Source organism: Nocardia sp. 348MFTsu5.1 (assembly GCF_000383535.1).
Taxonomy (GTDB): domain Bacteria; phylum Actinomycetota; class Actinomycetes; order Mycobacteriales; family Mycobacteriaceae; genus Williamsia; species Williamsia faeni.
Genome location: NZ_KB911521.1, coordinates 86,953 through 108,651, shown reverse-complemented (window position 1 = coordinate 108,651; position 21,699 = coordinate 86,953). Strand labels below are relative to the sequence as shown.

19 protein-coding genes are annotated in these 21,699 nt (G+C 65.0%); 7 read left to right on the top strand and 12 right to left on the bottom strand.

What is annotated here, in order from left to right; genetic code table 11:
- Positions 1 to 32: 32 nt before the first annotated feature.
- Together H290_RS0121725 and H290_RS0121720 are read left to right on the top strand one after the other, a co-directional pair.
- Positions 33 to 614, top strand: a complete 582-nt coding sequence (locus H290_RS0121725) for a transcriptional regulator (RefSeq protein ID WP_028463513.1) — start codon at positions 33 to 35, stop codon at positions 612 to 614.
- A complete protein-coding gene (locus H290_RS0121720) occupies positions 611 to 1,168 on the top strand; it encodes a hypothetical protein (RefSeq protein ID WP_020108947.1) in 558 nt (185 codons plus the stop codon). Before H290_RS0121725 ends, H290_RS0121720 begins: the two co-directional genes overlap by 4 nt.
- A gap of 7 nt (positions 1,169 to 1,175) precedes the next feature.
- Here H290_RS0121720 and H290_RS0121715 read toward each other — a convergent pair whose 3' ends face one another.
- The 3 genes from H290_RS0121715 to H290_RS0121705 are packed head-to-tail and all read right to left on the bottom strand — an operon-like array spanning position 1,176 to position 3,704.
- Positions 1,176 to 2,399 (bottom strand): SPFH domain-containing protein, encoded by a 1,224-nt coding sequence (locus H290_RS0121715; RefSeq protein ID WP_020108946.1) that lies wholly within the window; start codon positions 2,397 to 2,399, stop codon positions 1,176 to 1,178.
- Entirely contained in the window at positions 2,396 to 2,824 is a 429-nt protein-coding gene (locus tag H290_RS0121710) for an NfeD family protein (RefSeq protein WP_020108945.1), read from the bottom strand. Before H290_RS0121710 ends, H290_RS0121715 begins: the two co-directional genes overlap by 4 nt.
- Positions 2,825 to 2,864: 40 nt before the next feature.
- Entirely contained in the window at positions 2,865 to 3,704 is an 840-nt protein-coding gene (locus H290_RS0121705; RefSeq protein ID WP_020108944.1) for a DUF3097 domain-containing protein, read from the bottom strand.
- A gap of 98 nt (positions 3,705 to 3,802) precedes the next feature.
- On the opposite strand from H290_RS0121705, the gene H290_RS30370 reads away from it, so the two are divergent.
- Positions 3,803 to 4,630 carry a hypothetical protein gene (locus H290_RS30370; protein WP_020108943.1) on the top strand — a complete coding sequence of 276 codons (828 nt, stop codon included), beginning with the start codon at positions 3,803 to 3,805 and terminating at the stop codon, positions 4,628 to 4,630.
- 9 nt (positions 4,631 to 4,639) lie between these two features.
- Here H290_RS30370 and H290_RS0121695 read toward each other — a convergent pair whose 3' ends face one another.
- The 8 genes from H290_RS0121695 to H290_RS0121660 all read right to left on the bottom strand — a co-directional run bounded on the left by H290_RS0121695 (position 4,640) and on the right by H290_RS0121660 (position 12,919).
- Positions 4,640 to 5,722, bottom strand: a complete 1,083-nt coding sequence (locus H290_RS0121695; protein WP_020108942.1) for a ferrochelatase — start codon at positions 5,720 to 5,722, stop codon at positions 4,640 to 4,642.
- Entirely contained in the window at positions 5,692 to 6,525 is an 834-nt protein-coding gene (inhA, locus tag H290_RS0121690) for an NADH-dependent enoyl-ACP reductase InhA (protein WP_020108941.1), read from the bottom strand. The genes H290_RS0121695 and inhA overlap by 31 nt, the downstream gene beginning before the upstream one ends.
- 69 nt (positions 6,526 to 6,594) lie before the next feature.
- Complete coding sequence (fabG1, locus tag H290_RS0121685; protein WP_020108940.1) at positions 6,595 to 7,320, bottom strand: 3-oxoacyl-ACP reductase FabG1; 726 nt, start codon at positions 7,318 to 7,320, stop codon at positions 6,595 to 6,597.
- 48 nt (positions 7,321 to 7,368) lie between these two features.
- Entirely contained in the window at positions 7,369 to 8,349 is a 981-nt protein-coding gene (locus tag H290_RS0121680; protein WP_020108939.1) for a VWA domain-containing protein, read from the bottom strand.
- The gene (locus H290_RS0121675) at positions 8,346 to 9,290 is read right to left on the bottom strand and encodes a DUF58 domain-containing protein (RefSeq protein WP_020108938.1); all 945 of its coding nucleotides are present in this window, start codon (positions 9,288 to 9,290) and stop codon (positions 8,346 to 8,348) included. Before H290_RS0121675 ends, H290_RS0121680 begins: the two co-directional genes overlap by 4 nt.
- Positions 9,280 to 10,512, bottom strand: a complete 1,233-nt coding sequence (locus H290_RS0121670) for a MoxR family ATPase (RefSeq protein ID WP_020108937.1) — start codon at positions 10,510 to 10,512, stop codon at positions 9,280 to 9,282. The genes H290_RS0121675 and H290_RS0121670 overlap by 11 nt, the downstream gene beginning before the upstream one ends.
- A 79-nt stretch (positions 10,513 to 10,591) precedes the next feature.
- Positions 10,592 to 12,016 (bottom strand): NlpC/P60 family protein, encoded by a 1,425-nt coding sequence (locus tag H290_RS0121665; RefSeq protein WP_231373799.1) that lies wholly within the window; start codon positions 12,014 to 12,016, stop codon positions 10,592 to 10,594.
- A gap of 345 nt (positions 12,017 to 12,361) precedes the next feature.
- Entirely contained in the window at positions 12,362 to 12,919 is a 558-nt protein-coding gene (locus H290_RS0121660; protein ID WP_020108935.1) for a DUF6676 family protein, read from the bottom strand.
- Between the two features lie 307 nt (positions 12,920 to 13,226).
- On the opposite strand from H290_RS0121660, the gene acnA reads away from it, so the two are divergent.
- From acnA to H290_RS0121640, 4 genes are all read left to right on the top strand, one after another.
- Positions 13,227 to 16,025: an aconitate hydratase AcnA gene (gene acnA, locus H290_RS0121655; RefSeq protein ID WP_020108934.1), complete on the top strand. Its 2,799-nt coding sequence runs from the start codon at positions 13,227 to 13,229 to the stop codon at positions 16,023 to 16,025.
- A gap of 17 nt (positions 16,026 to 16,042) precedes the next feature.
- A complete protein-coding gene (locus H290_RS0121650) occupies positions 16,043 to 16,609 on the top strand; it encodes a TetR/AcrR family transcriptional regulator (RefSeq protein ID WP_020108933.1) in 567 nt (188 codons plus the stop codon).
- A gap of 118 nt (positions 16,610 to 16,727) precedes the next feature.
- Positions 16,728 to 18,254: an AMP-binding protein gene (locus H290_RS0121645; RefSeq protein ID WP_020108932.1), complete on the top strand. Its 1,527-nt coding sequence runs from the start codon at positions 16,728 to 16,730 to the stop codon at positions 18,252 to 18,254.
- Positions 18,255 to 18,364: 110 nt separating this feature from the next.
- Positions 18,365 to 19,984 (top strand): GMC oxidoreductase, encoded by a 1,620-nt coding sequence (locus H290_RS0121640; protein WP_020108931.1) that lies wholly within the window; start codon positions 18,365 to 18,367, stop codon positions 19,982 to 19,984.
- A 67-nt stretch (positions 19,985 to 20,051) separates the two neighbouring features.
- Here the strand turns inward: H290_RS0121640 and H290_RS0121635 are convergent, their stop codons facing one another.
- Positions 20,052 to 21,683 carry an ABC-F family ATP-binding cassette domain-containing protein gene (locus H290_RS0121635; RefSeq protein WP_028463511.1) on the bottom strand — a complete coding sequence of 544 codons (1,632 nt, stop codon included), beginning with the start codon at positions 21,681 to 21,683 and terminating at the stop codon, positions 20,052 to 20,054.
- Positions 21,684 to 21,699 lie beyond the last annotated feature (16 nt).

The window sequence follows — 21,699 nt, the reverse complement described above, 5'->3', positions numbered from 1 at the left end:
ATCGCAGTCTGGTCCCTGAAGTGGAGGACGCGATGTACGTACTGACGATTGATCAGCGGCGGAGCCGGAGCGAGCCGGACCGGGTTCCGGAAGCCCTCGCAGCGCTTGCCGGCGTCACGACGATCCGGCCGTTCGATCGGACCGCAGGCGACGAGTTGCAGGCCGTCCTCGACGATCCCGAGGCTGTCACGGAGGCGGTCGGGATCCTGGCCTCGGATGGACACTGGAGCATCGGTGTCGGTATCGGTGACGTCGAACTCCCCCTTCCCGAGCAGACCCGAGCCGGGCGCGGGCAGGCATTCGAACGGGCCCGGGAAGCCGTGAACTCGGCCAAGACCACCCGCTACCACGTGAGCGTGGTCGGATCCGGCGGTGCCGCCGACGGACATGCACAAACCGCGCTGCGACTACTCGTCCGCACCGCCACCGGACGCAGTGCAGCCGGTCAGGAAGCCATCCGGGAGATGCGCCTGGGCCACAGTCAGTCAGAGGCGGCTGCCACACTCGGCATCACACCGCAGGCGATATCCCAACGACTACAGGCCGCGGACTGGCATATCGAGGAGGACACCCGAGTGCTCGCCACCCATCTCCTGGAGGTCGCACACCCATGATCGTCGCGGCCATCGGTTTGCTGGCGGCGACCGCACTCGCGCCACTACTCATCAGCCGGCTCCCCCTCGGGCACGGACGCCTGACCAACATCGCGGCGGCGATGATCGCACCGGCGATCCTCGGCCTGGTGGCCATCCTGGGATTGCTGGCCGATCCCGCCGACGGTGCCGGGGCGGTCGTGATCTACTGCCTCACCCTTGCGGCGGCGGTCACCGGCGGCACCCTGATGGTGCGGGCGGCGTTGCTCCTGGGCGGCATCGAGCCCTGGCAACTCGACACCCCGCCCCCCGCGGACCCGCCGGCCGATCCCGCGCCGGTACCCACCCCGCTGCGGGGCGGCCGCGTCATCGGATATCTCGAACGCATCGTGGTGGTCGCGGCGCTGAGTCTGCAATGGCCCGAAGCCATCGCCATCGTTCTGGCGGTCAAGGGCCTGGGCCGCTATCCCGAACTGCGTGAACCGGGCGCGGCCGAGCAATTCATCATCGGGACCTTGGCCTCGGTGCTCTGGGCCGCGGCCACCGCCGGTGCTGCATACCTACTGCTGCACTGACGCCCTCCTACAAACCCTGAAATGGTCCCACCTCATCGGTGTCCGGTGGGTGCCATCCGGGTGTGCCCGGCGCGCTGTACGGTTCGGACTCGAGGACGGGGTCCTTCGACCTGGTCGACAGTGGGGGCTGATCGGCAATCGGCCTCCGGGCTACCGCTTCGGCCGCGGCGACCGCCTGCGCGACCTCGGGATCGCTCGCCGTCTCGAACCAGTCGGCGATATCGGATTCGTCGACCTGTGCCGGGCTGTCGTCGGCCGGGGCCTCGTAACGGAAGACACCGTCGTCGGACTGCACACCGAACGACTTGGCGAAACCCTGTAGCGCCGAACCGAAGTCGGACGGGACGATCCATACCTTGCTGGCCTCGCCCCTCGCCATCTCCGGGAGCTGCTGCAGGTACTGGTACGCCAGCAACTCGGGGGTGGGCTTGGCGGCCTTGATCGCGGCGAACACCTTCTCGATCGACTTCGCCTCACCCTGTGCGCGCAGGTATTGCGCGGCGCGGTCACCCTGCGCTTTCAGGATGCGGGACTGCCGGTCACCTTCCGCGGTGAGAATCGCGGCCTGTTTGGCGCCCTCGGCGTAGAGGATCTGGCTCTGCTTGTTGCCCTCCGCGGTCTTGATCGCCGATTCCCGCTGGCCCTCGGCGGTCAGGATCGTGGCGCGCTTCTCGCGGTCGGCCTTCATCTGCTTCTCCATCGATTCCTGGATGGAGGGCGGTGGAAGGATCGACTTCAGCTCGACGCGGGCGACCCGCAGGCCCCAACGACCGGTGGCCTCGTCGAGCACACCGCGCAGCTGTCCGTTGATCGAATCACGCGAGGTCAGGGTCTCCTCGAGGGTCATGCCACCGACCACGTTGCGCAGTGTGGTCGTGGCCAACTGTTCGACACCCACGATGTAATCGTTGATCTCGTACACCGCTGCCTGCGGGGTGGTCACCTGGAAGTAGACAACGGTGTCGATGTTGACCGTGAGGTTGTCCTCGGTGATCACCGGCTGCGGAGGAAACGAGACCACGCGCTCACGCAGATCGATCCGGGCCCGGACGCGATCGACAAACGGGATCAGCAGTGTGAGCTGCCCGGACACGGTCTTGGTGTACCGGCCCAGCCTCTCGATCACCGCGGCTTCGGCCTGCGGGATCAGTGCGACCGACTTGACCAGGATCACAGCAACAACCAGCACCAGAACCAGAATCACGACAATGCCGACAACCATGGGGGTCATCCTTTCCACACCACCGCGGTGGCGCCGTCGATTTCGAGAATCGTCACCGATTCGCCTTCGGCAAACCGGTCACCGGGATGGGCCGCCCGTGCGGACCAGACACCACCACCGAACTTGACCTGCCCGGAGTCGGCGTCGATCGCCGCGACAACCACACCATGCTGTCCGATCAGACCTTCGGTGTTGGTTGCCAGACGGGGCCGGTTGTACATGTGGCGCTTGGCAACCGGACGAACCGTGAACACCAGGAGCAGCGACACCGCGGCGAAAACGATTCCGTCCACCCACAGCGGTGAATCGAAGATTGCGCTGACGGCGGCCGCAGACAGCGCACCGCCGGCGAGCATGAGCAGGATGAGATCGCCGCTGAGTACTTCAGCGCCGATGAATATCAGTCCTACGACCAGCCAGACGAGTGCTCCCACATGTCCACTGTGCCACTAAAATCGGAGTCGGTTACGCCTGCTATTCGACAGCGGTGACGAAATCGATCAATTCCTCGACGGCCCGGATCAGCGGAACCTCGATGTCGCGGAAACTCGACACCGATGAATTCACCTTTCGCCAGCCGTCCTGCGGTGTGCCCCAGTTGAGCTCCTGGCAGATGCCGGTCTTCCAGTCGATGCCTCGCGGGATCTTCGGCCAGGCCTTGATTCCCACCGCGGCGGGCTTCACCGCTTCCCAGACGTCGATGTAGGGGTGACCGGTGACCAGGACGTGCTCGCCGACGCGTTCGGTGAGTCGCGATTCCTTCGAGCCGGCCACCAGGTGGTCCACCAAGACCCCGGCCCGCCTGGTCGGACCGGGCCCGAACTCGGCCAGCGCCTCGTCGAGATTGTCGAGGCCGTCCAGGCTCGAGACCACCACGCCTTCGACGCGCAGGTCGTCGCCCCAGATCCGTTCCATCAGTGCCGCGTCGTGAACCCCTTCGACGAACAGGCGGCTCGCTCGCGCCACCCGCGCGCGTTGCCCGGCAACCGTCCTCGATCCGGACGCCGTGCGCGTCGGCGCCGACGGCGGCTTGACCACAGGTTTTGTCAGGGTGACCGGTGCGCCGTCGATCAGGAAGGCCGCGGGACGCATCGCAAAGATCCTGGTCAGTCCCCGTCGATCTTCCAGCCTGACGAACTCGCCGTCGTAGCTGCGTTCGAATCCGACGACGGCACCACAGAATCCACTCGCCGCGTCCTCGACCACCAGATCTCGCTCGGCAGCGACCTCGGGGACCGTCGGCCGGGTACTTCGACGTGGCCCGGACAGGACATCTCGACCGTAGGGATCGGACCCATTGCTGTTCACCGGCACCACGTTAGGGCCCGGTGCGAGGTGGTGGCACTTGCCACGCCGTGCCGGCGCCGACGGCAGTAAGATCACCCGATACGTACGAGAAACAGAAGGCAGTGATGACCGACACGGAGTTCGAGTACCCCAGCGACACAGCGGGCATAGGCAGTGCCCTCGGTGCGTGGGGTGCGGCGTGGCAATCGGGTCGCTGCTCCCCTGACGATCTACTCGACGTGCTCGGCTGGTGGAGTTCCCGGCATCGGGTCCTCGCCGCCGATGCTGCTGCCGCCCAACAACTCTCATTGAATCCCGAGGGCGAAGAGAGTGATGCCCTGCTGCGGTTGATCCGAGAGGGTTCCACCCACGGATTGGCCGTGCTACTCGTCGCTCCCGGCGACATGCTGGGCCTGCCCGTGCGGGGTCCGGTGACCACGGCCGCGCTGGAAGCCGGTGAGTTGCTGGTTGTTCCCGGACGGTATGCGCTCATCCCCCGCCGGCTCGACCGCTACACGATCGGTTGGGGTGCACATACCCTGGTCGCCAGCCTCGCCGTTCCGGTCACACATTCGCTAGGCGAGGTCGAATACGAACTGCGGGAAGGGATCCGGTCGGCCACCGAGATCGTCGCCGGCCTGCGGATGCCGCGGAACTCGTCCGCGGATGGTCGCCCCGATCCGCGGGAGCTGGTGGCGCAGATGACTCGACTGGCCGCCCAGCAGCTACCCCCGGGTGTGAATCCACGCGCCGAACGCATTCTCGAACAGGCCGCCCAGGTCGCTGCCATCCTCGCGGTGGCCCGCGCCGCGGCGCCCGACTTCGGCATCAATGCCGGTCAGCAGCAACGGGGCGATTCGGCACTGCGGGAGCTCGAACGTACCGTCCGGATCGCGCGGATGAGTGCCACCAATGCCGTCATCGAAGAACTGGTGTCGGGTAACCGGGTCTGAGCAGAGCCGCTAGGAACCCCCACTCGACGTGGGCCGCTTCACCGGTTCGCAACACCCGAGCGCGCACGGCGCGCCGTTGGCCGTCATTCCGAGTCTGAACGCGACGTCACCGCTGCATTGTTCGGCGATCAGCTCCGCGATCATCGTGATGAAGCGCTGGTCTGTCCCCACTGTCGCCGCCCGCGCGTAGCCCAGGCCAAGTTCCTGTGCCTTCTCCAGGCCCTCGTTGTCGAGATCCCACACGACCTCGAGATGGTCGGAGACAAACCCGACCGGACACACGATGACTGCGCGGACGCCGCGCTCGGCGACGGTCTCGAGGTGATCGCAGATATCCGGTTCGAGCCACGGGATCCGCGGCGGACCCGACCGTGATTGCCAGACCTGATCGAACTCCGCAAAACCCGCCGCCTCGGCCGCGGCTGCGGAGGCCGCGGCGACTTGACGGCTGTAAAGGTGCCCACCCTCGGCCGGCGGACCCGCAGCACGGTCGGCCGACAGCGGAATTGAATGGGCGGTGAACACCAGCCGGGCGTCGTCGCGAAGTTCTTCTGGCAGTTCGGCTTTCGCCGCCACGATGGCATCAGCCCACGACGCGGTCATGGCGGGATGGTCCCAGTACTGCGGCACTTTGCGCAGATACATGTCATCGGTGCCGAGCGCTGCCAGAGCCCGGGCGATGTCCTCGTCGTACTGCCGGCACCCCGAGTAGCCGCCCCACGCCGACGTCGGGAAGACCAGTACCCGCCGGTGACCATCGGCGTGGAGCCGCCGGAGCGTGTCCTCGACCATCGGATGCCAGTTGCGGTTCCCGAAGTAGACGGGCAGGTTCAGGCCGATCCGGTCGAGCTCGGTTTCGATCGATGCGATCATCGCCTTGTTCAGGGCGTTGATCGGCGACACCCCACCGAAGTGGAGGTAGTGCCGGGCAACCTCCTCAAGGCGTTCCGGCGGCACACCACGACCTCGGGTGACGTTCTCCAGGAACGGCCGAACGTCGTCCGGTTCATCAGGTCCACCGAAGGACAGGAACAGGACGGCGTCGAATCCGGTTGTCCCACTCACTCCGTCGCGAAGCCCTCGGGCAGCCACGTGTTGTGGCTCGCCCCACCGTCGACGTAGACGATCGATCCGGTGGTACCCGGCAGCCAGTCGGACAGCAGAGCACAGACCGACTTGGCGACAACCGACGGATCATCTACGTTCCAGCCGATCGGTGAGGCGCCATCCCAGTACTCATTGAGCTGGTTCAGCTTCTGCGCGTCACCGGTTGCGGTGCCGGCGATGGCCTTGGCCGCAAGGGTTTTGATCGGACCGGCGGCGACGAGGTTCGACCGGATCCGCTTGGCCTCACCGACTTCGCGTGCCACGTAACGGTTCACGGACTCGAGTGCGGCCTTGGCCACGCCCATCCAGTTGTAGTACGGCATCGATGTACGGGGATCGAAGTCCATGCCGACAATCGATCCGCCCTCGTTCATCGCGGGCAGAACGGCGCGGGCCAGAGCCGCGTAGCTCCATGCCGACACCTGGAACGACTGCGCGGCGTCCGGGCCGGGTCCTTCGAGGAACGGCTTGGCCTCGGGCCCCATCAGGGTGCGCGGGGCGAACGCGATGGAGTGCAGGACACCGTCGATGCCCTCGGGCGCGATCTCCTTGAGGCGGTCGGCGAGCGTGCCGAGGTGATCCTCGTTGGTGATGTCGAGCTCGAGGGCCGGCGGAACCTCCTTGGGCAGCCGCTGTGCGATCCGGTCGATCAGCCGCAAGCGATCGAATCCGGTGATGATCACTCGTGCGCCCTGCTCCTGCGCCATGGCGGCGGCGTGGAACGCGATCGAGGAATCAGTGATGATGCCGGTGATCAGAACTGTCTTACCGTCGAGTATCCCGCTCAATGTCTTTGCTCCTCGAAGTGTTTCGTGCGTCGGTGTGGAGTGAATGCTGGAAAGTCGCGACCGGCCGGCTCAGTGACCCATCCCGAGTCCGCCGTCGACCGGGATGACCGCACCGGACACGTAGGACGAGTCGTCGGAGGCGAGCCAGCTGACCACAGCGGCAACCTCTTCGGGCTGTCCGATCCGGGCCGCCGGGATCAGCTTGACGGCCTGCTCCTTGTAGTCGGCGGGCAGTTCGTCGGTCATGTCGGTCTCGATGAGTCCGGGGGCGACCACGTTGGCGGTGATCGAGCGGGACCCGAGTTCGCGGGTCAGCGACCGGGCCATACCGATCACGCCGGCCTTCGACGAGGCGTAGTTGATCTGCCCCGGTGTGCCCATCATCGCCACGGCCGAACCGAGGAAGATGAAGCGGCCGAACCGCTTGCGCAGCATCGAACGGCAGGCCGCCTTGGCAACCCGGAACGAGCCGGTCAGGTTTGCGTCGATGACCCTTTCGAACTGTTCCTCGGTCATCCGCATGAGCAGAGTGTCGTCGGTGATACCGGCGTTGGACACCAGCACCTCGACCGGGCCCTGATGCTCCTCGATCGCCTTGAACGCCGCCGTGATCGAGTCGGTGTCGGTGACGTCGCACTCGACTCCGAACAGTCCCTCGGGGACTCCTGAGCCACGATGCGTGACCGCCACCTTGTGGCCGTCTGCGGAGAGCCGCCGCGCGATCGCCAAACCGATTCCGCGGTTGCCACCGGTGACGAGAACGGACCGGGATACCTTCGAATTGCTGTCAGCCATGACGGTCAACCTATCGCTTTGCCGACTGCCGACGTGTTCCAGGCCCCTTCACGGGAGCCGGCGGTTGATTGCTACCGCGCTCGCCGCAGCCGCCAACACCAGCAGTGTGCCGACGATCAGCCACGGCCGGGATGCGTCGCCGCGCTGGGTCTCGTACCCGATCTGATTCTGCAGATTCTTGTACACCTCGTTGAGCTCGTCGAGGCTCGACGCGGTGAAGAACCTGCCACCGGACAGTTGCGCGATCTTCCGCAGGGATTCGTCGTCCACCGGCACCGGGATCCGGTCGCCTTCGAGATCGACGCTGCCCGTCTCGGTGCCGAACGAGATGGTGTTGACCGGGATCCGCTCTTCCTTGGCCTTGCGGGCCGCGGTGAACGCGCCCCGCGGATCGTCCGGGTCGTCGGGGACGGTTTCCTTGCCATCCGACAACAACACGATCTGCGCCGGCGGCGCACCCTGGTCACCGCCGAGGACGGCGTTGAGGGTCTTGATCTGTGTGATGGCGGCGAGGATGCCCTCACCGGTGGCGGTCTTGTCGTCCAGCGTCAGCTTGTCGATGGCGTCTTTGGTGGCTTGCCGGTTCGGAGTCGGTGAGACCAATGTGGTGGCCGTACCCGCATAGGAGACGAGTCCGAGATTGATGCCCTCGGTGAGTTCGTCGGCGAACCGCTTACCGGCATCCTGCGCGGCCTTGAGCCGGGACGGGGAGACATCGGTGGCGTCCATCGACCGCGAGACGTCGATGACCAGGATCACGGTGGCCTTGTTGCGCGGCACCTTCCGGTCGGCCTGGGGCCCGGCCATGGCCACGACCAGCACCGCCAGAGCCAGGACCATCAGCACGATGGGTATGTGCTGGGCGCGGTTCTGGGTCTTGGGTGCGACCCGGTTGAGCAGGTCGAGATTGGCGAACTTGAGCGCGCGGTTGTGACGCCGGCGCTGCATGTAGACGTAGCCGGCGATGAGCCCCGCGAGCGCGAACAGGACAAGCAGCCACCACGGTGAGGCGAGATCGAACCAGTTCATCGTCGGGTCGACCCCGCATTCATCCCGCGACGCCGCTGAGCAATGAACCGGACCACGTCCGCGATCCAGTCACGGTCGGTTCGTAGCGCGAGAGTTGGTGCGCCGCAACGCCTCAAAGTTCTCTGAACCTCCTGCCGATGCTCCTCGGCGGCACGCGCGAAATCAGCCCGGATCTTGTCGGTGACGGTCAGTTCCCGGATCTGGCCGGACTCGGCGTCACGCAAGATGATCTCGCCGACATCGGGCAGCTCCAGATCGCGCGGGTCAAGGACTTCGACACCGAGGACGTCGTGATGGCCCGAGATCGCGCGCAACGGGCGATCCCAGTCGATCGGGCCCAGGAAGTCACTGACCACCACCGCGAGGCCCCGGCGGCGTTCTGGCCGGCGCAGTGCATCGATCCCGGCATGCAGGTCGCCGCGGACGCCGTCACTCGAACGAGTCGTCGTGGCGATGGTCTTGAGGGTGTCGAGTGCATGCGCGCGGCCGCTCCGGGCCGGGATACGAACAACCTGGTCGCCGGTGCAGACGACGGCGCCCATCCGGTTGCCGCCACCCAGCGTCAGATGAGCGATCGCCGCGCAGGCCGCGACCGCGAGGTCTCGTTTGGTGGTGTTGACCGTCCCGAAATCCAGACTGGCCGACATGTCGACCACCAGCCACGTCTCGAGTTCACGGTCTGCGACCATCTGCCGGACGTGCGGCTGGGTGGTCCGGGCGGTGACCGACCAGTCCATCCGCCGGACGTCGTCTCCGGGCTGATACGGGCGGGCTTCTCCCGGTTCGGTACCGGGACCCGGGATCAGTCCGAGGTGATCACCCTGCAGTACGCCGTCGAGTTTGCGCCGGACAACGATCTCGAGCGTCTTCAGTGCCGCCGTCAATTTGGGATCTTCCAGCGTGCCCGCGCCAAACGACGGAAGTGCGCTGTTATCCGCCATAGTGCGACTGATTGCCCTGTGCCGGGCCACCCTGCGCTGCGGCCGGCTTGCTCAACGGGTTCGGCTGTTGCAGATAGCCACCCGGCTGCGGGTAGCCGGCCTGCTGATGCGCCGGTTGTTGGTGTGCCGGCTGGGCGTTCGGGTGTTGTGAGTTCGGGTGCTGTGTGTTCGTCGGCTGGGGTGCGGACGCTCCGGCGCTCACCGGTTGCGCGCTCACCTGTGGCAGTCCGATCGTCTGGAGGACGCGGGTGATCACCGCATCGGCGTCCACCTCGTCGGCCAGTGCGTCGTAACTGAGCACCAGACGATGGCGCAACACATCCGGGATGACCTCGACGACATCCTGCGGGACGACGTAGTCGCGACCACGGACCAGCGCCAGTGCCCGGGCGGCAGCGATGATGCCCAGGGTCGCGCGCGGCGACGCGCCATAGGACAACCATCCGGCCACGTCTTTGAGACCCAGCTCGGCCGGACGCCGCGTGGCATTGATGACACGGACGACATAGTCGATCAGGGCATGGTGGACGAAGACGTTCGCTGCGACGTTCTGCAGCCGCACCATCGTCTCCGGATCGAGGACCGGGTTGGCCTTGGGCGGCTTGTTGCCCATGCGGTAGACGATCTCGCGCTCTTCTGCGACCGCGGGATAGTCGACGAGCACCTTGAACAGGAATCGATCACGCTGGGCCTCGGGCAGCGGGTAGACGCCCTCGTTCTCGATGGGGTTCTGCGTTGCCATCACGAGGAACGGATCCGGCATCGGGTAGGTGATCCCACCGATCGACACGTGCCGTTCTGCCATCACCTCGAGAAGCGCGGACTGCACCTTCGCGGGTGCACGGTTGATCTCGTCGGCGAGCAGGAAGTTGGCCACCACCGGGCCGAGTTCGGTGTCGAACTCCTCACGGCTCTGGCGGTAGATCCGGGTGCCGATGAGGTCGGTGGGCACGAGGTCCGGGGTGAACTGCACCCGGGAAAACGATCCGCCCACCACCGTTGCGTAAGTCTCGACAGCCAACGTCTTGGCCACGCCGGGCACACCTTCCAGCAAGATGTGTCCACGTGCGAGCAGGCCGACGAGGATGCGCTCGACCAGGCGGTCCTGGCCGACGATCACCCGTTTGACCTCGAACATGGCCTTTTCGAGCAAGGCGACATCGGCCTGGGTGAGCTTGAATTCCTCTGCTGAAGCCTTGCTCTCGTCCTGCGCTGAGCTCACCGATACCCTCCGGGGTGTCTTCGATCGTTGTGCTGACTGAATCGAGGGTACTGGAGCCGGGCGGGCGAACCCGCCGGTGTCAGGTCAGACGCACGACATACGGCATCGCACCACTGGTGCGCAGAGGCGAGATCTTGACGATGTCACCCGACTGCGGGGCCTCGACCATCTGGTCGTCGCCGAGGTACAGCGCCACGTGCTGGCTGGCGTTGGCGCCATAGAAGATCATGTCGCCGCGCTGGATCTCCGAGAGCGGGTACTGGGGTCCGGATGTGTACTGGTAGCCCGTGTAGTGCGGCAGCGAGATACCGATACCGGCGAATGCGTAGATCATCAGACCCGAGCAGTCGTACCCGACTTTGTTGTAGTCGCCGTAGGAGTCGGCCACGCCACCGTCACGAATACCCAGCGTCGGACCGTTGGCGTCCCCGCCACCCCAGGAGTAGTCGATGCCGAGCTGCGAGAGCGCACGATTGACCACGATCTCCACTGCGGCCGGTCCGGACGTCACCGGACTGATCGGGGTTGTCGGTTCGGTGGGAGTGGTCTCCGCCGGAACCGACGGATCGATGGGCAGGGTCGGATCGACGGGGGTCTGGTTCTCGATGTCGGTGTGGGGCGGGGTCATCGAGCCGACGATGGCCGCCAGCAACTGCTGCGAGGTGTCCATTGCGAGTTTCGCGGCCGCTTCGCCGGCGGCCCGCAATGCGGCTTCGTGTGCCTGCTGCTCGATGGCGGTCTGCTGATCCGGACTCACGTTCTGCTGATCCGGGGTACCGGTCGACGATCCGGGGGTCCCGGTCGACGATCCGACCGACGGGGCCGGCGCTCCGCGCAGTTTGTCCAATTCGGATTGGGCTGCGGCGCGATCGGCTTCGAGCGTGGCGCGTCGCGCGGCTTCGGCCTTCACGGCTTCGGTTGCTGCCGCGATCGCACTCTGGGCGTCGGCCTGACGGGTCTCGGCGGACACCGTCGCGAACTTGGCCTGCTGCTCGGTGGCCTTCGCCGTGGCCGCCCGGTTCGCCTCTTCGTTGCGGGCTTGCTGCAACCGGGTGATGGTCGCCTGCTGGTCGCGACTGATCTGGTCGACCACAGAGGCCCGGTCGAGCAGAGCGCCCGGATCACCCGACAGGTAACCGAGCAGTGATCCCTGGGTGTTGCCCATGGCATACAGACCGCGAATGAATGCATCGAAGTCGTTCTGCGCAAACACGATTGCGTCCGACGCCACGTCCAGCGCCTGCTGGGCACCGCGAACGGCGACAGCGGCGAGGCGCTCGGACTCCCTGGCGTTCTGCAGGTCGACCAGTGCCCGGTTCACCGCTTCGCGTTTGACCGCGACGTCGCCGTCGAGATTCACCATCGTCTGGTTCGTCTCGGCGATCTGGTTGATCAGCGTCGCGATCTGTTCGGCACTACTCGGGGGTGCCGCAGCCGCGGTTCCGTTAGCCAGCTGTGCGCAGGCAACCGCCACAACTGCCAGTAATGCGGTCGCCGAGGACACTCGAATGCCTCGTTTCCGGGGCACTAACGCCTTTCCTCGACTCACAGATGACTCCCTCGCAGATATGACAGTGCGCCGGATACCGCTGCAGTGCAGTGGCACACTCGGCCATCGCCACGATGGTGATCAACTTCCCCATTAACACCATCGATGACATACGAACCGTACGTCACAAAAGCAACTGAGGAAACATCAGTCACAAATTACAACGAGGTCATTACCTGCGGAAACGCTGTGATCACCACGAATGAGCAAGGTCACAAATTGGGCATGCCCAAATGACATTTATGTGGTTCGGTTCAGTGAATAGGTACTGGTGGCCTGAATCAGGCCACAGCGCGTCAGTCAGCGTGGATCGGGTGAATCCGAGCCACCCGGGCGTGATGCCACCGATTCCGCGGTACCGTCGACCTCTGCCGCACTGGTTCCCTTGCGCAACTGCAGTTTGCGGGCGATGACGGCACCGACCGCGACCACTGCGATGAGTCCGATCGTCACCAGGGTCCAGGGCACGTCGCTCTGACCGGTCAACCGGTCGACCATCTGCTGCGCTGCCTGCGGCGGGTTGGATATCGCAAGATTGTCGGTTGCGTTCTCGAGTTCGACCCGGCTGAACTCATCGCTGGAGCTGCCCACATAATTGCCACCCAGCACAATGACGGTCCCACCGGTTTCGGATTGCAACTCGGTGGCGATGTCGCGGTAATAGGTGATCTTCGGGTAGATCGTGTCGGTCACGACAAAGTGCACGTCATAGCCGTCGGCGCGAGCCTGCGAAACCGCCGCCACGATCGCCGGGGTCATCTCCGGCGGGGCGACAACCCCGTCGTCGGCCAGTCCGGCCTGGAGCTCGGCGAGGTCGACGTCCGGCGGGATGATCGTCAAGAAAGGCGTCGGTGCCATCTGCCTACTGTCTCCATTCGGGCCACCTGAATCTCCGAGTTGCCGGAAAGTTCAGCCTGTATCCAACCTACGGCAGCACAGTACGACACAATTGATCCCGTACGGCATCTTCAGGCATGTCGCATCTTCTCGAGACACGCCGGTCACCCCACCGGATTTACCAGTACGGGCGTACTGCTAGAATCGGAGGAAGCACGGATCGGCGCAGCCCGTCGATGCGTTCCTGCCGGTGATCATGCCGACAAGAGTAAACATCCGGCATCGCCCAGCCGGTGAGACAACACGAAGAGTGGAGCTGACGTAAGCGATGAGTATCGATACATTTGGCGCCCGCGGCACGTTGACTGTCGGTGAGAACTCCTACGAGATCTTCCGACTCAGCGCTGTCAAGGGAACAGAAAAACTCCCCTACTCCTTGAAGGTGCTGGCAGAGAACCTGCTCCGCACCGAAGACGGGGCCAACATCACCCAAGATCACATCAACGCGATCGCCAACTGGGATCCCTCCGCCGAGCCGGACACCGAGATCCAGTTCACCCCGGCACGCGTGATCATGCAGGACTTCACCGGTGTCCCCTGCATCGTCGACCTCGCCACCATGCGTGAAGCAGTCACCGCACTCGGCGGCGACGCCACCAAGGTCAACCCGCTCTCCCCCGCCGACATGGTCATCGACCACTCGGTGATCCTGGACGTGTTCGGTCGCGCCGACGCCCTCGAGCGCAACGTCGACCTCGAGTACCAGCGCAACGGTGAGCGTTACCAGTTCCTGCGTTGGGGCCAGGGCGCGTTCGACGACTTCAAGGTCGTCCCCCCGGGCATGGGCATCGTCCACCAGGTCAACATCGAATACTTGGCCCCGACCGTGATGACCCGCAACGGCCAGGCCTACCCCGACACCTGTGTCGGCACCGACTCGCACACCACCATGGTCAACGGCCTGGGCGTGCTGGGCTGGGGCGTCGGCGGTATCGAGGCAGAGGCCGCCATGCTCGGCCAGCCCGTCTCGATGCTGATCCCGCGTGTCGTCGGCTTCAAGCTGTCCGGTGAGATCCAGCCCGGCGTCACCGCCACCGACGTGGTGCTCACGGCCACCGACATGCTGCGCAAGCACGGCGTTGTCGGCAAGTTCGTCGAGTTCTACGGTGCCGGCGTCGCCGAGGTCCCCCTCGCCAACCGCGCCACCCTGGGCAACATGAGCCCCGAATTCGGTTCCACCGCAGCGATCTTCCCGATCGACGAAGAGACCATCGAGTACCTGCGTCTCACCGGCCGCAGCGACGAGCAGCTCGCGCTGGTCGAGGCATATGCCAAGGAACAGGGCATGTGGCACGACCCGGAGAAGGAACCGGTCTTCTCCGAGTACATCGAACTGGACCTGAGCACCGTCGTCCCGTCGATCGCCGGCCCCAAGCGTCCACAGGACCGCATCCTGCTGTCGGAGTCCAAGACCGCATTCCGCAAGGACATCCACAACTACGTGGAAGAGAACTACGCGACCGAGCACACCCAGCTCGACGAAGCAGTCGAAGAGTCGTTCCCGGCGAGCGACCCGGCAACGCTGTCGTTTGCCGACGACGGCGCCGTCGATGTCAAGTCGGCCGCCAACGGCAGCGAGGGACGCCCCTCCAAGCCCATCAAGATCGTCGACCCCGAACTCGGCGAGTTCGTTCTCGACCATGGCGCAGTCGTCGTTGCCGGCATCACCTCGTGCACCAACACGTCCAACCCGTCGGTCATGCTCGGCGCCGCACTTCTCGCGCGTAACGCCGTCGAGAAGGGCCTCGCGACCAAGCCGTGGGTCAAGACCAACATGGCTCCCGGTTCGCAGGTTGTCACCGACTACTACGAGAAGGCCGGCCTGTGGCCGTACCTCGAGAAGCTCGGCTACTACCTCGGCGGCTACGGCTGCACCACCTGCATCGGTAACACCGGCCCACTGCCCGAGTCCGTCTCCAAGGCGATCAACGACAACGACCTCTCGGTCAGCGCGGTGCTCTCGGGTAACCGCAACTTCGAGGGACGCATCTCCCCCGACGTCAAGATGAACTACCTGGCGTCGCCTCCCCTGGTCATCGCCTACGGTCTCGCCGGAACCATGGACTTCGACTTCGAAACCGATTCCCTCGGCAACGACACCGACGGCAACCCGGTCTACCTCAAGGACATCTGGCCGTCGACCGAGGAGATCGAAGCGACGATCAAGTCGGCCATCAGCCAGGACATGTTCCGGAAGTCGTACGAGACGATCTTTGCCGGTGACAGCCGCTGGCAGAACCTGTCGACCCCGGAAGGTGCCACCTTCGCGTGGGATGACAGTTCGACCTACGTCCGCAAGGCCCCGTACTTCGACGGCATGGCGGTCGAGCCGTCGCCCGTCACCGAGATCACGGGCGCTCGCGTGCTCGCGTTGCTGGGTGACTCGGTGACCACCGACCACATCAGCCCGGCCGGTCCGATCAAGCCCGGCACCCCGGCCGCCCAGTACCTGGACGCCAACGGTGTGGAGCGCAAGGACTACAACTCGCTGGGCTCGCGTCGTGGCAACCACGAAGTGATGATCCGCGGCACCTTCGCCAACATCCGTCTGCAGAACCAGCTCCTCGACGGCGTCTCGGGTGGCTACACCCGCGACTTCACGCTCGAGGGTGCACCGCAGTCGTTCATCTACGACGCGTCGCAGAACTACCAGAAGGCCGGCATCCCGCTGGTCGTCCTGGGCGGCAAGGAATACGGATCGGGTAGCTCGCGTGACTGGGCCGCCAAGGGCACCAGCCTGCTCGGCGTCCGCGCGGTCATCACCGAGTCCTTCGAGCGCATCCACCGCTCGAACCTGATCGGCATGGGCGTCATCCCGCTGCAGTTCCCCGAGGGCGAGTCGGCCAAGTCTCTGGGTCTCGACGGCACCGAGACCTTCGACTTCGCGGGTATCACCGAGCTGAACGAGGGCAAGACGCCGAAGACGATCAAGGTCACCGCCACCAAGGAAGACGGCTCGGCCATCGAGTTCGACGCCAAGGTGCGCATCGACACGCCGGGTGAAGCCGATTACTACCGTAACGGCGGCATCCTGCAGTACGTCCTGCGCAACATGCTCAAGAGCTGACACAGGAAACCAGTCGGTTGCCCAAGGTCAGTCAAGACCATCTGGAAGCCCGGCGACGACAGATCCTCGACGGTGCGCGCCGTTGTTTTGCCGAGTTCGGCTACGACGGCGCCACCGTGCGTCGGCTCGAGGAGGCAACCGATTTGTCGCGGGGTGCGATTTTCCACCACTTCCGCGACAAGGAGGCGCTGTTCCTGGCGCTGGCCCACGAAGATGCCGAGCGGATGGCCGACGTCGCGGCCAACGAGGGTCTGGTTCAGGTCATGCGGGACATGCTCAACCGTCCCGAAGAGTTCGACTGGCTCGGTACGCGGCTCGAGATAGCCCGAAAGCTGCGTACCGACCCAGGTTTCCGCACCGAGTGGGAAGCACGTTCTGCGGAACTGGAGTCGGCCACGCTGGCGCGTCTGGAGCGCCAGCGTACGGCCGGCCGCCTTCGTGACGATCTGCCCACGAGTGTGCTCGTCGCCTATCTCGACCTCATTCTCGACGGTCTCACCACCCGCCTGGCATCCGGCGCGGCCACCGACGATCTCCACCAGGTGCTCGACCTCGTCGAGGAATCGGTACGCCGGTCCCAATAGCGATGCCCGCCCACCTCGGCTGACGTCGAAATCCCCGCGCGCGGCGACCATTCTGTGATAGTCCTGGTTAACATTTCGCGGTCAGTCCGGCTGCGATCGCCAGGGCCGGAGGTCCCGCATGTTCCCGGGTAATTTCGTCGACAGCTCACCAGACAAGGTTGCGGTGGTACGCCCCGCGACCGGTGAATCGATCACCTATGCCGAGCTCGATCAGCTCTCGACGAAGCTGGCCCACTATTTGAGGGATATCGGCCTCGGACGCGGTGACAGCGTCGCCGTGGTGTCGACCAACGACATCCGCATGCTCGTAACCTATTGGGCTGCAGTGCGTTCGGGCATGTACATCACCGCTATCAACAATCACCTGACCGCCGATGAGACCAACTACATCCTCGGCGACTGTGGCGCGGTGGCCCTACTGGCATCGGCCGACGTCGCCGATGCGGTGAGCCGATCGACCGAAGTCGGGTCCATCACCCACCGAATCGCCTGGGGCGGTGAACTTCCCGGATTCGAGTCGTATGAACGGATCCTGGCTCAGGCCTCCGACGCCCCACTCGCCGATCAGCCCCGCGGCCAAGACATGCTGTATTCCTCCGGGACCACGGGCCGGCCCAAGGGCATCAAGGTCCCGCTCCAAGAGGGACAGGTCAACGAGATCCCGGACCCCTACACCGCGGTGTTCTCGGCCATTTACGGTTTCGACGAGGACTGCGTCTACCTCTGTCCCGCTCCGCTGTATCACGCTGCGCCACTACGCTATTGCGGCATGGTCAACTCTGTCGGCGGCACGATCGTGCTGATGGACCACTTCGATGCCGAGGGCGCACTGCAGTTGATCGACCAGTACCGGGTAACCCACAGCCAGTGGGTTCCGACGATGTTTATCCGGATGCTGAAGCTGCCGGAAGAGGTGCGCGCGAAGTACGACGTCAGCAGCCTGAAGGTCGCGATCCACGCCGCGGCTCCCTGCCCACCCGAGGTCAAAGCGGCAATGATCGCCTGGTGGGGTCCGGTGATTCACGAGTATTACGCATCCACCGAGGGTGCCGGCGCCACCTTCATCGACAGCGCCGGTTCACTGGCCCACCCCGGTTCGGTCGGCAAGCCGCTGCTCGGTGTGGTCCGAATCTGCGGCGACGACGGAACCCTGCTACCCACGGGCGAGATCGGCACCGTCTACTTCGAGCGCGATGAACTGCCCTTCCAGTATCACAACGATCCCGAAAAGACCCGGGAGGCACAGCATCCCGACCATCCCACCTGGACCACGAGTGGCGATGTCGGGTACGTCGACGCCGAGGGTTATCTGTATCTCACCGACCGCAAGTCGTTCATGATCATCTCCGGTGGCGTGAACATCTATCCGCAGGAAGCCGAGAACGTCCTCATCGGGCATCCCGACGTTTTCGACGTCGGCATCATCGGCATCCCCGACCCCGACCTCGGCGAAGTGGCCAAGGCCTGCGTTCAACTCGAACCGGGAGTCACCGGAAGCGACGCCCTCGCCGAGGAACTCATCACGCTGGTCCGCTCGCAGCTCGCCCACTACAAGGCGCCCAAGTCGGTGGATTTCGTCGATTCGCTACCCCGGACACCCACCGGAAAACTTGTGAAACGAGAACTCCAGAAGCGCTACGCCTGAACCTGAGGTACGAGCCCCTGACCAGCCAGTCTGTATAGAAGCTGAGAAAGATTAGGTGGGGCGCCTGATCACCGCTATAAGTTTGCGCAGCCCTTCGGGAAAGGTTGACCATGAGCCCTGACACCACGATCACGTCCAGACGTACGGTTCTCAAAGTGGCGGCAGCGGGTGCGGCTGTAGCAGCCGCCGCCGCGGTGTCGTCGCGAGCGGCGGGTGGTGCGACCGCCGGTGGTTCGGCGCCCACCGCGGTTGTCATCGGCAGCGGATTCGGTGGTGCTGTGGCCGCACTGCGGCTGGGTCAGGCCGGGATCTCCACCACAGTTCTGGAGCGGGGCCGACGATGGCCCATCCGGCCGGACGGCAACACCTTCGCGACGGTCAACCAACCCGATGGCCGGGCCGCCTGGTTCAGCACGAAGCCTTACATCAACGGTCTGTTGTCGCCGCCCATCGCTCCGTATCCCGGTCTGATCGACCGCATCTTCGGCAATGGCGTCGATGCGATCTACGGTACCGGGGTCGGCGGGGGGTCACTCGCGTTCGGCATGTTCACCTCGGTGCCCCGCAGGGTCGATTTCGACATGATCTTTCCGGCGTTCGCAAACTATGACGAACTCGTCGGCACCTACTACCCACGGGCCAAAAAGGTGCTCGGCACGTCGCCACTGCCCGCCGACATCCTGGCCCATCCGCAGTATCGCGGCGCACGGGCATTCTTGAACACGTTGCGCGACTACGGAACCGAACCGATTCCCACCGATTTCGCCGTCGACTGGGACGTTGTCCGGGATGAGCTGCGGGGTCTGCGCAAGGCCTCGGTCAGCGTCGGCGAAGGGCCCTACGGCATCAATTCCGGCGCCAAGAACTCGGTCGACCGGAATTACCTGCCCGCCGCCGAGGCCACCGGCAACGTCACCATCAAGCCGATGCACGAGGTCTTCGACATCCGGCCGCGCGAACGTGCCAAGGGTTTTGTGGTCACCGCACGTGAGATCGACGACAGTCACAACACCGTCCGGGTCACCACTTTCGAGGCCGACTATCTCTTCATGGCGGCCGGATCTTATTACACGACATCACTTCTGGTGTCGGCGCGCGCCCGGGGAACACTCCCCGCGCTGTCGACGAGCATCGGGCAAGGCTGGGGTACCAACGGCGACTTCCTGATCTTGCGGACCCCGCTGCGCGAGGACCACGGTGCGCTGCAAGGCGGGCCCGGCAACGTCAAGATGTACGAGGACCGGCTGCCCGGCGGACCGGTCGCGATGAACTATCAGGCGACACCGTTCCCGGAGTATGCCGGCGGATTCAGCACCACCAACCTGATCCAAACCCACACCGACGAGCGCGGCACCATCGACTACGACCAGTCGACCTCGAAGACCGTCCTCAACTTTCCCCACCCCCGCGAGAACACGCTGGTCGACCAGCGTGCATCGCAGTTCGCCTGGCATTTCCACGAGCAGACCGAGGTCCGATACGGGTATCCGGCCAACGGTCTCCCGATCTATCCACAGGCCGCCGACTTCGGTGCCGCGTGCACCTATCACGGCCTCGGTGGCGTGGTGATGGGTCAGGGCGCCGATGAGAACGGCAAGGTCCGCGGCTACGACAATCTTTACGTCGTCGACGGTTCGTTCTTACCCGGCGCTGCGGGTCTGGTGAATCCGTCCCTGACCATAACCGCGATCACCGAGCGCACGATGGATCGGTTCGTCGCCACCCTCTGACTCGAAAGTGTGGGGTTTTGGCGACCGTTTCCGCAGGTCGCGGTCGCCAAAACAGCACATCATCGGGTCAGGCGAGCTCGATGATCTCCTGGTAGTCGGCCGACCAATGGTCCTCGGTGCCGTCGGGCAGGAGGATCACCCGCTGCGGATCGAGGGCCGCCGCGGCACCCGGGTCGTGGGTCACGAGCACCACGGCACCCTTGTAGCTGCGCAGGGCGTCGAGCACCTGTTCACGTGAGATCGGGTCGAGGTTGTTGGTGGGCTCGTCGAGCAGCAGGACGTTGGCGGCCGACGACACGAGTCCGGCCAGCGCCAGACGTGTCTTCTCACCACCGGACAGCGTGCCGGCCGGCTGATCGAGCTGCGGACCGGTGAACATGAAGGCGCCGAGCAGACCACGCAGATCCTGCTCACCCGCGTCGGGTGCGGCGTGACGGATGTTGTCCCAGACACTCGCGTCGTCGTCGAGGGTGTCGTGTTCCTGCGCGAAGTAGCCGATCTTCAACCCGTGACCGGGTTCCAGCGTGCCGCGTTCGGCCTTCTCTGTTCCGGCCAGCAGTCGGAGCAGCGTTGTCTTGCCGGCACCGTTGAGACCGAGCACCACAACGCGGCTGCCCCGGTCGATCGCGAGGTCGACGCCGGCGAAGATCTCCAGCGATCCGTACATCTTGGTCAGACCCGACGCCATCAGCGGGGTCTTGCCACAGGGAGCAGGATCCGGGAAACGGATCTTGGCGGTCCGGTCGGCCACTCGCTCCTCGTCGAGGTTGTCGAGCATGCGGTCGGCCCGCTTGAGCATGTTCTGCGCGGCAACGGCTTTGGTGGCCTTGGCACCCATCTTCGCGGCCTGGACGCGCAGAGCGCCGGCCTTCTTCTCGGCGTTCGCGCGCTCGCGCTTGCGGCGCTGTTCATCGGTGGCGCGGGCGTCGAGGTACTTCTGCCAGCCCATGTTGTAGATGTCGGGCTCACCCCGGACCGCGTCCAGGAACCACACCCGGTTGACCACGTCTGCGAGCAACTCGACATCGTGACTGATCACGATCAGACCGCCGTCGTGATTCTGCAGGAATCCGCGGAGCCAGCCGATCGAGTCGGCGTCGAGGTGGTTGGTGGGCTCGTCGAGCAGCAACGTGGTGCCCGACTTGCCACCGCTGCCATCGGACGCGGCGAACAGGATGCGAGCGAGCTCGATCCGGCGGCGCTGACCACCGGACAGGGTCCGCAGTGGCTGGGCCAACACGCGGTCGGGCAATCCGAGGCTGTTGCAGATCCGGGCGGCTTCCGACTCGGCAACATAACCACCGAGTGCCGAGAAGCGATCCTCGAGCTCTCCGTAGCGCCTGACGGCTTTGTCGAGGAGCTTGTCGTCGGCGGCTTCGGCCATCAACGCCTGCTGCTTCTCCAGATCACGCAAGAGGACGTCGAGCCCTCGGGCCGAGAGCACACGGTCCTTCGCGATGACCTCCAGATTGCCCTCACGGGGATCCTGGGGCAGATAGCCGATCTCACCACTGTTGATCACCGAACCGGCGTAAGGTTCGCCCTCACCCGCCAAAATGCGGAGGGTGGTGGTCTTGCCGGCACCGTTACGGCCCACCAACCCGATGCGGTCACCGGGTTGCACCCGTAGCGCCGGACCAGGGGCGCTCAGTAGGGTGCGTACGCCCGCGCGTACCTCTAGGTCAGTTGCCGTAATCACGAAGTGCCAGTCTACG

Bases quoted from the DNA above. Each gene is read 5' to 3' on its own strand.
- H290_RS0121725 (WP_028463513.1), top strand. From the start codon at position 33: ATGTACGTACTGACGATTGATCAGCGGCGGAGCCGGAGCGAGCCGGAC.
- H290_RS0121720 (WP_020108947.1), top strand. From the start codon at position 611: ATGATCGTCGCGGCCATCGGTTTGCTGGCGGCGACCGCACTCGCGCCA.
- H290_RS0121715 (WP_020108946.1), bottom strand. From the start codon at position 2,399: ATGACCCCCATGGTTGTCGGCATTGTCGTGATTCTGGTTCTGGTGCTG.
- H290_RS30370 (WP_020108943.1), top strand. From the start codon at position 3,803: ATGACCGACACGGAGTTCGAGTACCCCAGCGACACAGCGGGCATAGGC.
- fabG1 (WP_020108940.1), bottom strand. From the start codon at position 7,320: ATGGCTGACAGCAATTCGAAGGTATCCCGGTCCGTTCTCGTCACCGGT.
- H290_RS0121680 (WP_020108939.1), bottom strand. From the start codon at position 8,349: ATGAACTGGTTCGATCTCGCCTCACCGTGGTGGCTGCTTGTCCTGTTC.
- H290_RS0121675 (WP_020108938.1), bottom strand. From the start codon at position 9,290: ATGGCGGATAACAGCGCACTTCCGTCGTTTGGCGCGGGCACGCTGGAA.
- H290_RS0121660 (WP_020108935.1), bottom strand. From the start codon at position 12,919: ATGGCACCGACGCCTTTCTTGACGATCATCCCGCCGGACGTCGACCTC.
- acnA (WP_020108934.1), top strand. From the start codon at position 13,227: ATGAGTATCGATACATTTGGCGCCCGCGGCACGTTGACTGTCGGTGAG.
- H290_RS0121645 (WP_020108932.1), top strand. From the start codon at position 16,728: ATGTTCCCGGGTAATTTCGTCGACAGCTCACCAGACAAGGTTGCGGTG.
- H290_RS0121640 (WP_020108931.1), top strand. From the start codon at position 18,365: ATGAGCCCTGACACCACGATCACGTCCAGACGTACGGTTCTCAAAGTG.